Below are 13,825 nucleotides of genomic sequence, written 5' to 3'. Positions count from 1 at the left end.
CTCCTACTTTCCGCTCAACTGAGCCACTAACTTAGATTTCAATTCATCCATGGATTTGCAATAACCGAGGGATGGTACCGCTAGTGAAAGTTCCACACTTGGCGGTTTTGTAAGGCCTAGGTCTTGCAATTCGTCCGTAGATTTCTTGAATAATTCTTCTGGACTGCCATCAAAGGCAACGGTTTGGTTACCCATGATGAGTGCACGGCTACATTCGCTAGCCATGATTTCCATATCATGTGTAATGAGAAGGATCGTAATGCCTTCTTGATTGAGTTGACGCAATAAAGCTAACAACTCTTTAGTTTCCTTACCATCTTGACCACTTGTTGGTTCGTCTAGGATGAGGATTTTAGATTGCATTGCTAATGCAGAAGCGATAGCAACGCGTTGTTTTTCACCACGGCGCAATGTTGGAGGATAAGCATCACGTAAGTGAGCGATACCTGTACGCTCCAACACTTCATCAACGATGCGTTTCACTTCGGATTTAGTGCGACCTAGTGATTCAGGACCGAAAGCAACCTCTGTGGCTACTGTTGGTCTGAACATTTGGCGATCTGGTTGTTGGAATACATAACCAATAAATTGACCCCGTTTAGATGGCGGCATAGACGTAATATCCGTGCCGTTATAGTACATGCGGCCTTCGCTAGCCTTTTCAAGCCCTACAAGCAAACGAGTGATGGTCGTTTTACCACAACCATTGCGGCCACCGATGGCAATATATTCGCCCCCTTCGATGGTGAAAGTCACATCACGGAAAATGTCTACAGATGGCACATAGCCAAAGCGGATATTTTCAACCTTAAGCATGAGCGCCACCGTCCTTTCCTTGTACATCATCAACGCGTTGAATCGGTTTTCTATCTTCTACTACAGTAGTATTTGTTTTGTTATTGGTAGAGTTGCTTTCACCATGCACCTCAGTTTGGATGGCATGAGCCATTTCAATTTGATGCAAGCCCTTGATAGCAGACTCGATGCTGAGCCAAGGCTCATCGCTGTGGAAGCCCGCTTGTTCAAGTTCCATGTACGTGGTGAACACGGATGGCAACGCATCTACGTGAATATTGTGTTCGTACATGTAACGAAGCGTAGTTGGTACATCGTCGTCGCACGCAATAGAGCCATCCACCATGAGAGCCATGCGATTTGCATACGGCAATACAGCGTGTAAGTCATGGTCGATAACGACAACGGTAATACCGTGTTTTTGATTTAAATCACCTACGAGGCGATATAATTCGGCAGTCCCATCTGGATCGAGGGAGCTCGTTGGTTCATCAAGAACAAGAACAGTTGGGTTCGTAGCCAACACGGAAGCAATCGCCAAACGTTGGCGTTGACCACCGGATAAACTAGTAATTTTGCGATCTTCTAAGCCGATAAGACCAACTTGTGCAAACACCTCTTCAGAACGTGCTTTGATGGTTTCACGGTCATAACCGCGATTTTCCATAGCAAAGGCCACTTCTTCACGAACTGTCATCGTTACGAGTTGAGTGTCGTAATCAGCGAGAACCACACCGATATGGTTTGCCAGCTCAGGAATTTCCATTTGCGTAGTCGCTTTACCATCTACGAAAACCATGCCTTCAAGGCGACCGCCGTAGAATTTAGGCACAGCCCCTACCATGGCCATGCAAAGGGTACTTTTACCACAACCGGCAGGACCAGTCACAACGAGGAAGTCACCATCATGCACATCGAGATTGATATTTTCAAGAGATGGTGTCGTCGCCTTAGGATGGTAGTAATTTACGTATTCAATGGAAATCTTAGCTTGGCGCTCAGGCAAGATTGTCAAATGACTGTGATCGGAACCCAATTCCTCTGCACTCGGCAACATGCCGCGTTTGGAGAATAGACGTTGCGCCGGAATGTACAAGATTGGCGTAATGGCACCGTTCAAAGCGCCTACGATAAGAACCATCGGCCACATACCATACATATATACATTGTCTGGTAAACCCAATACTTTCCACAAAATGGTAACGAAGATACCGCCAGATACAACAGTCGCTAAAAATCCAGATAGGATTGGTGTCAAATCAAAGCCACCGATTTTACGGAACTTCACGGACAACATAGCACGCGTCACGAGAGCTGCTGTCAAAGCACCACCTGGTTCAGACAATAAGTTACCGTAAGGGAATGCTGACTTAGATGTCAAAACATTGATGAGGGCCGCCACAAGGCCAATCCCCAACGTTTGACTCAAACTTGGACGAGTCAATAAAATAGCTACGCAGTACGTAGCAATCGTCCAGTTCGGCGTTACCCCAGCCACACTAGGGCTCACCAAATGCAATATCGTGCCCAATGCGAGCATCAATGTGCTGACGGTAACCCATCTAAACTGGCCACCCTGCACATGCGTGTACACAAGATCTTGAATCCGTTCCATAATAGCCTCTTTTCTAAAAATGAATATATAATCTATATTGTATCACTCTTCTAGGATTTGTGAAAGCCAAGATACTATTAATAGTTAGTATGTTTATCATATGATAAAAAGCACCATCTATTAAGGATAGTGCTTTTAAGAGCTAATGTACTTCTTCTAATAATATTCTAAGATAATCCCGTCTACTGTTTAATATTCTATCAATATAGATAGTTCGGTCTAAATAACGGTAAAAACTTAAATAATTATGACAAAGTAAATATCTGTATTCAATTTTACTTCCTAGATTAATCAATAATCGCTGCCCCATTTCTGGAAATATACTCAACGAGTCATTCGTAGTCACTATATCCGAAATGGTTTTCTTAGCTAACTCAATATCACCGGTTTCTTCTTCTATAAAAGATTTTATTTCTAGCAAATCTTCTCGTGCTTTTGGTGCATAGCTAATTTGATTATTCATAATTAAATCCCTAATTCACTCTTTAGTTGCTCTGATGAAATCCATCCTTGTTCTTCACCAGATTTACGACCTGTCTCTAAAGCCCCCATAAGTTTTATAGTAGCCATTACACGTTCATAATCTTGAATATCCATAATTGCATATCTACCTCTACCATTTTTAGTTAAGAATACGGGACTATCTATAGTAACATCACGTAAAACTTCAGAATAATTACGTAAATCTGAAATAGGTTTTATATTTGGCATACTATCACCTCCAAAATACTTTAGTGATATAACACTCATCGTTCTAATATCTTATCATTATTGTAGTTAAATTATCATGTAAATTCAACATCAGATTCTACAACATTTCTTAAAATTACTATCAACATATATGATACTGCTTTCTTCCTTTTCTTGTTATATACTTGTTATATAATGTGCATAGATACTTATATACGAAGAAATCGACAATAATTTAATAACTAATATAATAAATTCTAATTACATTCACATAATACATATAATTTATCTTTAATAAAGGAAATACATCATGGCACAAGCATTAATCGTAATCGACATACAAGAAGGCTTAGTTAAAGAAAATCCTTTCGATACAAAAAATTTTATCATAAATACAAAAGCAATCATTCAACATTTCAGAGATCAAAATATAGAAGTAATTTTTATCAGACACTCTGAAGATGAAGGTTTATTAGCAATGGGTAGTGATAATTGGCAAGTCTATCACGAATTAAAGCCTCAAGAAAACGAAAAGATTTTCAATAAATATTACAATAGCATCTTCAAGGACACTAAATTAAAGGAATATTTAAACCGAAAAAATATTACCGATTTAACATTTGTAGGAATGCAAGTGGAATTTTGCATTGATACATCTGTGAAAGTAGGCTTTGAATATGGTTATAAAATCACCATCGTCGAAGATGCTATCTCAACCTTTGATAATGAGCATCTACCAGCAGATAAAATCCTATCCTTTTACAAAGAAAAGATTTGGCGAAATCGATTTGCGCAACTAAAAACAACAAAAGAAATTCTAGCTATTAATTAAATTGTTATTCTCACTTTCTCGTCATATAGATGTGATATAATGCCTATAAATACTTATGCCTAGGACATAGGAGGTCTATATGTACAAATATATTACTATTTTAGGGGCCGCTGGCCAGATTGCACAGAAGTTAACCGCTACATTATTAACATATACAGACATGCACCTTACATTATATGGTCGCCAATTATCCACGCGTATACATCCAGAAATCCTCGAACATGAACGAGTGACTGTCATCGAGGGCTCCTTCCAAAATCCTGCAAAATTAGAGCAAGCTGTAACAAATGCTGAAATCGTTTTCGTAGGTGCCATGGAGGCTGGTAGTGATATGGCATCCATCGTGAAAGCATTGAGCCGTAAAAATGTACGCCGCGTTATCGGCCTTTCCATGGCTGGTCTCTCTGGTGAATTCCCAGCAGCACTTGAAAAATGGACCTTCGACAACTTACCGATTAGCTATGTACAAGGTGAACGCCAAGCACGCAATGTATTGCGCGAGTCCAACTTAAACTACACAATCTTGCGCCTCACATGGCTCTACAATGATCCAGAGAATACAAATTACGAGCTCATCCCTGAAGGAGCTCAATTCAACGATGCTCAAGTTACTCGCGAAGCCGTTGTAAAAGCCATCTTTGATATTTTACATGCAGAGGATGAAACTCCGTTCCACCGCACAAGTATCGGCGTAGGTGAGCCAGGTACACACTACGACAAACCAAGCTTTCACTAACATAAAACTATATTAAGAACAAAGGCCTAACAGACTATGAATATAGGTAAAAGAAACCTTTGATAGCATAGACAAAATGTTAGAAAAAATATAAATAGTATAGTCTATTAAATTTTTAATATAAGGTATATCCAAAATCCAGAGAGTACATTTTTACTCATGTAACATAGATTTTGGGTATACCTTTTCTTATTCCTATATTTTATAGTTATTTATATAGATAAAGTTCTGTATTTACGCTATACTAATAGATGATTAAGATACGCTTATAGGTATGTGAAGGCAAACGCCTCTAGGACTATCAATTATATTTATATATGTAACTTATTGTATAACCCCCCCTCTAAGTTTTATGTATAAAAATAAATGATAGTCATTTTTAGTCCCAATTAGGGCAGAGGTTGATTAAGGAGTTATTATGAATCGCATTGTTGTTATAGGCAGTTGCAACATGGATATTGTAGTCCTCGCCGATAAACGTCCGGCGGCAGGCGAAACAATCATGGGCAACGAATTGCACATCGCACATGGCGGTAAAGGTGCAAACCAAGCGGTAGCCGCTGCTCGCCTAGGCGCAGAGGTTACTATGGTTGGTTGTATCGGCGAAGATGCATACGGCCAAATGATTTTAGATAATCTAAAAGAAAATTTCATCAATACAGATTACATCGTTACCGTACCGAATACTACAACAGGTACAGCCCACATTACATTGGCTGAAGGCGATAATAGCATCATCGTGATTGCAGGCGCTAATGCTAAGGTAGACAAAAACGTAGTAGATAACGCTTGGTCTGCTATCGAGCAAGCAGATCTTGTAATGGTGCAAAACGAAATTCCTATTCCCACCATCGAATATATCGTTCGGCGTTGCCACGAGGCAAATGTAAAAGTTCTCTTAAATCCAGCTCCAGCAGCTGACCTCAATCCTGAATGGTTAGAATTGGCTACGTACATCACGCCAAACGAGCATGAACTATCTGCTCTCTACCCTAATCAATCGACAGAGGAAACATTATTGGCAAACGAAAATAAAATCATCGTTACCCTTGGTAGCAAGGGTGTAGGCTACGCCGACAACGGTGAAATCCACACCGTATCTGGCTTCAAGGTTGAACCGGTAGATACAACAGGCGCAGGTGATACCTTCAACGGGGCCTTTGCAACAGCTATCGTCAATGGTAAAAGCTTAGCTGACGCGTTGCACTACGGTAATGCAGCTGCGGCCCTCTCCATCCAACGTTTGGGTGCCCAAGGCGGCATGCCAACAAAGGACGAGGTCGCTGTATTCTTGGCAAAGAATTAGCATATTGAATAGACCTTTAAAAGCTCCACTGGCCAGGTCTGCCTTCGCAGGGCCAAAGTCGCTTTGAAAGGTCTATTCAATACAAGCTATACATTCTCATGCAACGAATACATCTGCCCTCTATATAACAAAGGGAGTTAATGAATGAGGCTTTAAAACCTCATTCATTAGAATAGAAAAAGGAGTTATGTATGCAACGACACGGCATTTTAAATAGCCATATTGCTAAGGTTCTTGCAGATCTTGGTCATACAGATACGATTTGTATTGCTGACTGTGGTTTGCCAGTACCTGAAGGGGTTCAAAAGATTGATTTAGCCTTAGATTTTGGTGTACCAAGCTTTGAACAAGTGGTATCCATCATCTCTAAGCATATGAAATCCGAAGCGGTTCATGTGGCAAAGGAAATTAAGGAACATAATCCTAAAGCTTATGACTTCTTGGAGGCCACCTTCCCATCCAATCAATACGAATGGATTGAAACGAGCCATGAAGCTTTCAAAGAAGCAACAAAACAATGCAAATGCATTATTAGAACTGGTGAAGCATCTCCGTATGCCAACATTATCTTGCGCGCCGATTGTATTTTCAGCGATCGCCCCTAGAGCAATAGATTAACCGACTAGTTTTATAAGCATCCGAACCTGTAAATTAGGCAGTTCGGCTTGCAAAAATCAACTATCAAATCTATTACATACATCAGAGATACTTTCACCAATCATATAGGAGTAGTTATGGAAATTGTTATGTCTGGCATTGCAAAGGCATTTGGTACGAACCAAGTACTACGCGATGTAAGTATTACCCTCAAGGAGGGCGAGGTTCACGCCTTGATGGGTGAAAACGGCGCCGGCAAGTCCACCCTCATGAATATCCTTACGGGTATTCATAAGGCAGATGCTGGTAAAATCACCATTGACGGCGTAGAGCGGACCTTCCCGAACCCGAGAGAGGCCGAGCTAAACGGTGTAGCTTTTATCCACCAAGAGCTCAACATTTGGCCAAACCTAACATTGTTAGAAAACCTATATTTAATGAGACCGAAGCGCAATAAATTCGGTATGCTCGATAAAAAAGCGATGCTCGAAGAAGCACAAAATACGTGCCGTGAACTAGGCATCGAATTGCCGCTCACAACGGAAGCAGGGCTTTGCTCTGTCGGCCACCAACAGATGACAGAAATCCTTCGTATCTTGATGTTAGATGCCAAGGTTGTCATCATGGACGAACCGACAGCAGCCCTCACCGAGCGTGAAACGGCGACATTGTTCAAAATGATGCGCAAAATGAAAGCCCGCGGCGTGGCAATCGTATATATCTCTCACCGTATGGAAGAAGTATTTAGCGAATGCGATACTATAACGGTTATGCGTGATGGTCACACCATCATTACGAAGCCAACTGCTGAGATTTCTGTAGATGAAGTGGTACGCCACATGGTAGGTCGTTCTATCGACGAGTTCTACCCTGCTCGTACAACTACACCAGGCGAAGTTGTGATGAGCGTGGATAACCTTAAACCAGAAGGTTTCGACAACGAAATTTCCTTCTCCTTGCGCAAAGGCGAAATCCTCGGCGTAGCAGGCCTTATGGGCGCGGGCCGTACAGAAATCATGCGCGCTATCTTCGGCGTAGATAAACATAATGGCGGTACCGTAACAGTTAACGGATCCGTTCTCAACTGTAAAAAACCTGAAGATGCCATCAAAGCTGGCATTGCTTTCATCACAGAAAATAGAAAGAGCGAAGGCTTGATCCTCGATTTCTCCATCGGTTCCAATATTACATTGCCGAACCTTGGCGAAATTTGTCCATCTCATGTACTGGATAAGGGCAAGCTCAATTTCTTTGCTGACGAATTGTCTAAAAAGCTAGGCGTTAAAACACAATCTATTCACGAACCGGCGTCCTCCCTCTCTGGTGGTAACCAACAAAAGGTGGTTATCGCGAAATGGGTTGGTAAAAAGCCATCCATTATCATCATGGACGAACCGACACGCGGTATCGACATCGGTGCGAAACGTGATATTTATGATTTAATGAACGAATTAACGAACGATGGTGTGTCCATTATCATGGTGTCCTCTGAGCTACCTGAGGTGCTCGGCATGAGCGACCGCGTTATGGTCATTCATGAAGGTCGCGTAGCAGGTATCTTGGATCGCTGCGATACAACACCAGAATCGATTATGACATTAGCCACAGGAGGACAATAATGGACAGCAAAGCTCTACAATATGTAAAAAAATTAGGCCCCCTTATCGGCCTCATCCTATTATTTATCATTATCTCTGTCATGAACGACAGTTTCCTTGAATTCTCTAACTTGCGTAACTTATTACGCCAAGTATCCATCAATGCGATCATCGCCTTTGGTATGACGTTCGTCATCTTAACTGGCGGTATCGACTTATCCGTCGGTTCCATCCTTGCCCTCTCTAGTGCAGTGATGGCTAACCTCATCGTAACTGGTACTGACCCTGTATTGGCTATCGTATTAGCAGCCGGTGCAGGCCTTGTATTGGGCGGTATTAACGGTCTCGTTATCACTTACGGCCGCGTAGCTCCATTTATTGCTACCTTGGCAACCATGACAATCTACCGTGGTGCGACGCTAGTATTCACAGACGGTAACCCAATCTCCGGCCTTACACAAGATCCTCTATTCCACGGCTTTGGCCAAGGGGATATTGCAGGCCTTCCAGTTCCAGCCATCACAATGTTCCTAGCTTTCATCGCCCTCTGGTTCGTATTGAGCCGCACATCCTTAGGCCGTAAAACATACGCCGTAGGTGGTAGCGAAAAGGTTAGTTACATTGCTGGTATCAAGATTGACCGCGTTAAAATCTTCGTGTATGCCTTAACTGGTATGCTCTGTGGTATCGCTGGTGCAATCATTACTTCTCGTCTTAACTCTGCACAACCTACAGCAGGTGCAGGCTACGAACTTGACGCTATCGCAGCCGTAGTTCTTGGCGGTACAAGCCTTGCTGGTGGTCGTGGTCATATCGTTGGCACATTAATTGGTGCCCTAATTATTGGTACCCTCAACAACGGGTTAAATATTCTCGACGTTTCCAGTTTCTATCAACAAGTTGTAAAAGGTATTGTTATTTTACTGGCTGTTCTTGCAGACCGTAAGAAAGCCTAGGAGGTTCCTATGAAAAAACTATTGTTACTATTGGCGATGGCCGTTATGGTTATCGGTCTTGTAGCAGGCTGTGGTAAAAGCGCTGATAACGGCGGCGACAAAAAATCCGGCACTATCGGCTTCTCTGTTTCCACATTGAACAACCCATTCTTCGTAACTATGAAGGAAGGCGTTGAGGCTCAAGCTAAAGCACTTGGCCTTAAAGTTAAAATCGTTGATGCTCAAAACGACCCTGCAAAACAAGCAAATGACATTTCCGACTTGCTTGAAAGCGGCGTTTCCGTATTGATCATTAACCCTGTAGACTCTGCAGCTATCTCTACTTCTGTAGAAGCAGCAAATGCTAAAAACATTCCTGTAATCACTGTTGACCGTTCTGCTGATAAAGGCAAAGTAGTAGCTCACATCGCTTCCGATAACGTAAAAGGCGGCGAAATGGCAGCTCAATTGATCGTTGAAAAAGTAGGCAAAGCTGCAAAAGTAGCTGAAATCGAAGGTATCCCTGGCGCTTCCGCTACACGTGAACGCGGCCAAGGTTTCCACAACGTAGCTGACAAAGACTTAACAGTAGTAGCAAAACAAAGTGCTGACTTCGACCGCACAAAAGGTTTGAACGTAGCAACAAATATCTTGCAAGCTAACCCTGATGTACAAGCTATCTTCGCTCATAACGACGAAATGGCATTGGGTGCTATCCAAGCAGCTAAATCCGCAGGCAAAACAATCTTCATCGTAGGCTTCGACGGTACTGCTGACGCAGACAAAGCCGTTAAAGACGGCACATTGGCTGCAACAATTGCTCAACAACCAGACCAAATGGGTAAAATCGCTATCGATACAGCTCAAAAAGTTATCAAAGGCGAAGCTGTAGAAGCTAAAATCCCTGTAGATCTTAAAGTTGTTAAAAAATAATTGTATATAGAAACTGGGTACAGAAAAAGAGTCGCATCTTAAAGACGCGACTCTTTTTATTTCGGCTCTCTTTCCAAAAATTCTCTGAAAAATTCAATAAACCTCGGTAAATACGTTTGATCTAAACTTTCAATAGTCATATTACATTTGTAATTATAAATGGTACATATGTTAATCTCCATCGTTAGAGCACCCTTTTGATCTAACGAGAATGTAAGCGTATCCCCTTCTCCAGTTAATACATAAGTAAATGTGGCTTTTCCTTTACAGTTCTCATATAGTTCAACTAATTCTTTGTATCCCCTATGAATACCAGACCAGTCACTAGGGTCAATGTACCCAGCACAGATATTGTAGCCCTGTTTAATATATACGCCAAACACACCAAATTGAGATAACTCTATATCCATATCAAAAGCAATGGTTAAATTTGGTTCATTTACGATTTCATACATCCTATTCACACTCCACAAACAGTAACATTTTCATTTATTATAGCACTGTATTTGTGAATATAATAGAAATTATAAGTTTTTCCGGAAATTAGACCGCCCCAATCCAACCATATCCTTGTACTGCCATATCCATAAAATGATTCATAAGTAAGGACACCTTAGAATCAAAAGATTCTTTATCATAACTTTCAGGCAAATCATCATTCAAAGACAGTTCTACCTCATATTTTAGCTTAGCAATTGGCTGTTCATCCTTATACCAATCTACCACAAGAAGATTATTGCGATTATCAAATAACTTCTTATAAAGATTCTTAGCAGAGAGTTTCACTTTTTGCTCTTCATCCTTTGTCAGCTTCTTTCCAGCAATAAGCAAATCAAAGATTTCTAGTTCTTCTTCTGTAAGACCTTCAACATTTGCTCGATTATATTCTTCCTGTAATTCCTCAAGAAGCTTTACCAATTGCTCGTAATAATCCTCGTTTTCAGTGCCACCTGCATTATAGGAGTCAATAATTTGCTTGAAACGCTCAGAGAATTTAGTTCTCGTGCAGTTTCTATTAAGCATCTGTTCGAGAGCTTGCTCAATGTATTCCTTTAAGTCGTTAATCTCAATAGCTTTATACTTAGCAACCTTGATTTCCTTTCTTAGCTGCTCAATATCAACCTTAGAAAGATCAATCGCTTGAGTCCCTTTAATCATGTATTGAGCAGGTTTTTCCCGTACATAATTTACAAACTCTTGACTTGCTGTAACACTGCCATCAAGAATCTGATTCATTTTCTGTCTAGCACGAGCAACTTTTTCATCATCAATAGTGTGGTGGAAAAGGCCATGCAAATACACAAGCGGTGCAAACTTATCATTATTCCAATGCTTCTCAAAGATTTCCGGCTTTGATGCTTCGTATAGATTTATCAAAGTATTAAGCATAACCTTAAATTTTTCTTTGTCATCATCTTTTGCAACGATAGTGTCATAAGCACCTCTTAATGCATCTAATTGATCTAGTATGTTAGAATCAACAATGATCTTTTCTAAATCAATATCAAGAGACAACAAGAAAGAATCTGCTTCATCGATTGTATCGTCAATATAGCTGATTAATTGCTCAATATCTTTTGCAGGGAATTCCGTTCCGTTATCACCAGTGGCATATTCTGTTAGTGCCTTCTTCATGTATTTAAAGACATTTACATAATCCACGATAATTCCGGCAGGTTTTTCAGGATACACTCTGTTGGCACGAGCTATGGCTTGCATCAGCGTGTGGCCTTTCATTGGCTTATCAAGATAAAGTGTAGATAGGTTCTTTACATCAAATCCTGTAAGCCACATGGCACAAACAAACACAAGTTGCAGTGAGTCATCAGGATCTTTAAATCTATCCTCAATATCTCTGCCGTCCGGTGTGATTTCTTTCATCTTTGCACGATGTTTTATAATATCTAATCCTTGCTTTGCAAACTTGGCCTCTTCATCATTCTCTTCGGAGATGATAACAGCCATTTCAACCTTATTCATATAAGCAAGAATACAAGTGAGCTTATCACGTTCTACCTTTGTAGTGGCAGAATTTCGTTGCTTCATTATGTTCTGCTTTTCTATAGCCCAGTAATGCTGAACCTTGTCATACATTTTAACAGCAGTATACTTATCGACAGATATAACCATACCTTTTCCAAGAAACCCGCGCCTTGGGAAGTGATAAGCTATGTCTTGCGCCACTTTATCTAAGCGGTCCTCTCTCTTAATAACTTCAAGGATACGGGAAGATGCATTCTCTAAGAGACGTGTTTCATCTTCATTAAGATTTTCTTCCTCAATTATATCCACAACGTCATCGTCAAGGAAATCGTTCTCAAGCCCAACTTCCGGAACCCGTCTAGAATAGAATAAAGGCACTGTAGATCCATCTTCAACAGACTGTGCAAAATTATACTCTGATACATAATCTCCAAACCATTGATTTGTAAGACGTTTTGTTCCCAGCAGTGGGGTTCCGGTAAATGCAACAAAATTAGCATTCGGAAGTGCAGTTCTCATGTTCTCTGCTAAATCCTTATACTGTGTCCTATGTGCTTCATCAACAAGAACAATAATATCATCACGAGTAGAAAGCACTGGATATTTCTTTGTTTTGTCGTATCTGAACTTATGAATCAAAGTAAAGATAAAAGCCTTATTGGTAGTTAGGAAATCACGCAGTTGCTTGCTGTCCTTTGGCTGGCATTCTTCTTTAGAGCCAATAACCTCTGTACGCACAAAGTTTTTATGAATCTGTGTATCCAAATCTTCACGGTCTGTAATAACGAGGAAAGAGAAATTACCTTGAATCTTACGCTTCACTTTACGTGCAAACATAACCATAGAGTAGGATTTTCCTGAACCCTGTGTATGCCAGAAGACACCAAGCTTACCATTAAGCTCTTTTCTGTTCTCCACTGATTCCATTAGATTATTTACACCTAAGTACTGGTGATTCTTAGCGATAATCTTTATTCTCTGATTTTCAAAGAGAATAAAGTTTTCTATATAATCAATGAGTCTATCTTTGTTAAGAAGACCATCAACAAAATATCTGACAGAGCTATCCTTAACATTATCCGCAGCAAGAATACCTTCTCTGTCCAGTTTCTCTTTTTCGCTATCAATTTTGAGCCATTCAAAGAAATAGTCATAGGTCGCATTAAATGCACCAAGCTTCGATTTCAAACCATTTGAAAGCACACAAATCTGATTAAATGCAAAGAGATTCGGAATATCCCGCATGTAATCTTTAAAATTCTTGTTATAGGCTTCTTCAACCTTAACAATGCTATTTTTCAGTTCAATAAACACAAGAGGCATACCATTGACAAAGATAAGGATGTCCGGTCTCCTGTAGTAGACCTTACCTTGTATCCACATCTGAGACACCGCTGTGAAAGTATTATTCTCCGGATGTTCAAAGTCTATCAATTTTACAAAATCAAAATCTTCCTTGCCGTTTCTACGAACTGTGATTTTTATATTATTACGGATTTGTCTATATAATTTATAATTCGTATCTACGATATCAGTTCCTGTATAATCTTGCCTTAATGTCTTTACGATCTCTTTAATTTTATCTTCTTCGATAGATGGATTAATACGCTTAAGAGAAGACAGCATAACATCAGGAAGGATACATTCCTTCTTAGAGTTTCTGCCTGTACCATCGGGCAATACATCTCGTTTATCCGGTGAAGCATCACAAATAAGGATGTCATATTTAAATGGCTCAGCTTTTAATTTTGAAAGTATAGCCTGTTCTATATCGTCTTCAGATATAAAATTACGCATATGAACAC

Annotated in this window: 13 protein-coding genes; 7 read left to right on the top strand and 6 right to left on the bottom strand. The window is 40.5% G+C overall.

The features are described 5' to 3' along the window. Positions 1–3: 3 nt before the first annotated feature. From VEHSUH06_RS02285 to VEHSUH06_RS02270, 4 genes are all read right to left on the bottom strand, one after another. Positions 4–816 carry an energy-coupling factor ABC transporter ATP-binding protein gene (locus tag VEHSUH06_RS02285; protein WP_105097607.1) on the bottom strand — a complete coding sequence of 271 codons (813 nt, stop codon included), beginning with the start codon at positions 814–816 and terminating at the stop codon, positions 4–6. Beyond that, positions 809–2,410, bottom strand: coding sequence for a tryptophan transporter (locus tag VEHSUH06_RS02280; RefSeq protein ID WP_105097606.1), 1,602 nt, complete (start codon positions 2,408–2,410; stop codon positions 809–811). Before VEHSUH06_RS02280 ends, VEHSUH06_RS02285 begins: the two co-directional genes overlap by 8 nt. Before the next feature lie 142 nt (positions 2,411–2,552). Continuing rightward, positions 2,553–2,873 carry a type II toxin-antitoxin system RelE/ParE family toxin gene (locus VEHSUH06_RS02275; protein WP_105097605.1) on the bottom strand — a complete coding sequence of 107 codons (321 nt, stop codon included), beginning with the start codon at positions 2,871–2,873 and terminating at the stop codon, positions 2,553–2,555. A gap of 2 nt (positions 2,874–2,875) precedes the next feature. Then, positions 2,876–3,121, bottom strand: a complete 246-nt coding sequence (locus VEHSUH06_RS02270) for a type II toxin-antitoxin system prevent-host-death family antitoxin (protein WP_039969495.1) — start codon at positions 3,119–3,121, stop codon at positions 2,876–2,878. Between the two features lie 289 nt (positions 3,122–3,410). On the opposite strand from VEHSUH06_RS02270, the gene VEHSUH06_RS02265 reads away from it, so the two are divergent. From VEHSUH06_RS02265 to rbsB, 7 genes are all read left to right on the top strand, one after another. Beyond that, complete coding sequence (locus VEHSUH06_RS02265; RefSeq protein WP_105097604.1) at positions 3,411–3,932, top strand: cysteine hydrolase family protein; 522 nt, start codon at positions 3,411–3,413, stop codon at positions 3,930–3,932. A 79-nt stretch (positions 3,933–4,011) separates the two neighbouring features. Further along, positions 4,012–4,668, top strand: coding sequence for an NAD(P)H-binding protein (locus tag VEHSUH06_RS02260; RefSeq protein WP_105097603.1), 657 nt, complete (start codon positions 4,012–4,014; stop codon positions 4,666–4,668). Between the two features lie 418 nt (positions 4,669–5,086). After that, positions 5,087–5,974, top strand: a complete 888-nt coding sequence (gene rbsK / locus VEHSUH06_RS02255) for a ribokinase (protein ID WP_105097602.1) — start codon at positions 5,087–5,089, stop codon at positions 5,972–5,974. 191 nt (positions 5,975–6,165) lie between these two features. Beyond that, complete coding sequence (gene rbsD / locus VEHSUH06_RS02250) at positions 6,166–6,579, top strand: D-ribose pyranase (RefSeq protein ID WP_105097601.1); 414 nt, start codon at positions 6,166–6,168, stop codon at positions 6,577–6,579. A gap of 129 nt (positions 6,580–6,708) precedes the next feature. Then, positions 6,709–8,190, top strand: a complete 1,482-nt coding sequence (locus VEHSUH06_RS02245; RefSeq protein WP_105097600.1) for a sugar ABC transporter ATP-binding protein — start codon at positions 6,709–6,711, stop codon at positions 8,188–8,190. Then, positions 8,190–9,125: an ABC transporter permease gene (locus tag VEHSUH06_RS02240; RefSeq protein WP_105097599.1), complete on the top strand. Its 936-nt coding sequence runs from the start codon at positions 8,190–8,192 to the stop codon at positions 9,123–9,125. Before VEHSUH06_RS02245 ends, VEHSUH06_RS02240 begins: the two co-directional genes overlap by 1 nt. A gap of 9 nt (positions 9,126–9,134) precedes the next feature. Beyond that, positions 9,135–10,037: a ribose ABC transporter substrate-binding protein RbsB gene (gene rbsB, locus VEHSUH06_RS02235; protein ID WP_054748330.1), complete on the top strand. Its 903-nt coding sequence runs from the start codon at positions 9,135–9,137 to the stop codon at positions 10,035–10,037. Positions 10,038–10,093: 56 nt separating this feature from the next. On the opposite strand, the gene VEHSUH06_RS02230 is transcribed toward rbsB, so the two are convergent. Continuing rightward, complete coding sequence (locus VEHSUH06_RS02230) at positions 10,094–10,492, bottom strand: hypothetical protein (protein WP_105097598.1); 399 nt, start codon at positions 10,490–10,492, stop codon at positions 10,094–10,096. An 88-nt stretch (positions 10,493–10,580) separates the two neighbouring features. Beyond that, complete coding sequence (locus VEHSUH06_RS02225; protein ID WP_105097597.1) at positions 10,581–13,817, bottom strand: type I restriction endonuclease subunit R; 3,237 nt, start codon at positions 13,815–13,817, stop codon at positions 10,581–10,583. Between the last annotated feature and the right edge of the window lie 8 nt (positions 13,818–13,825).

This window comes from Veillonella sp. S13053-19 (assembly GCF_002959835.1).
Classification (GTDB): Bacteria; Bacillota; Negativicutes; order Veillonellales; family Veillonellaceae; genus Veillonella; species Veillonella rogosae.
Note: the sequence above shows the minus strand (reverse complement) of the source record. Positions and strands in the feature narration are given on the sequence as shown.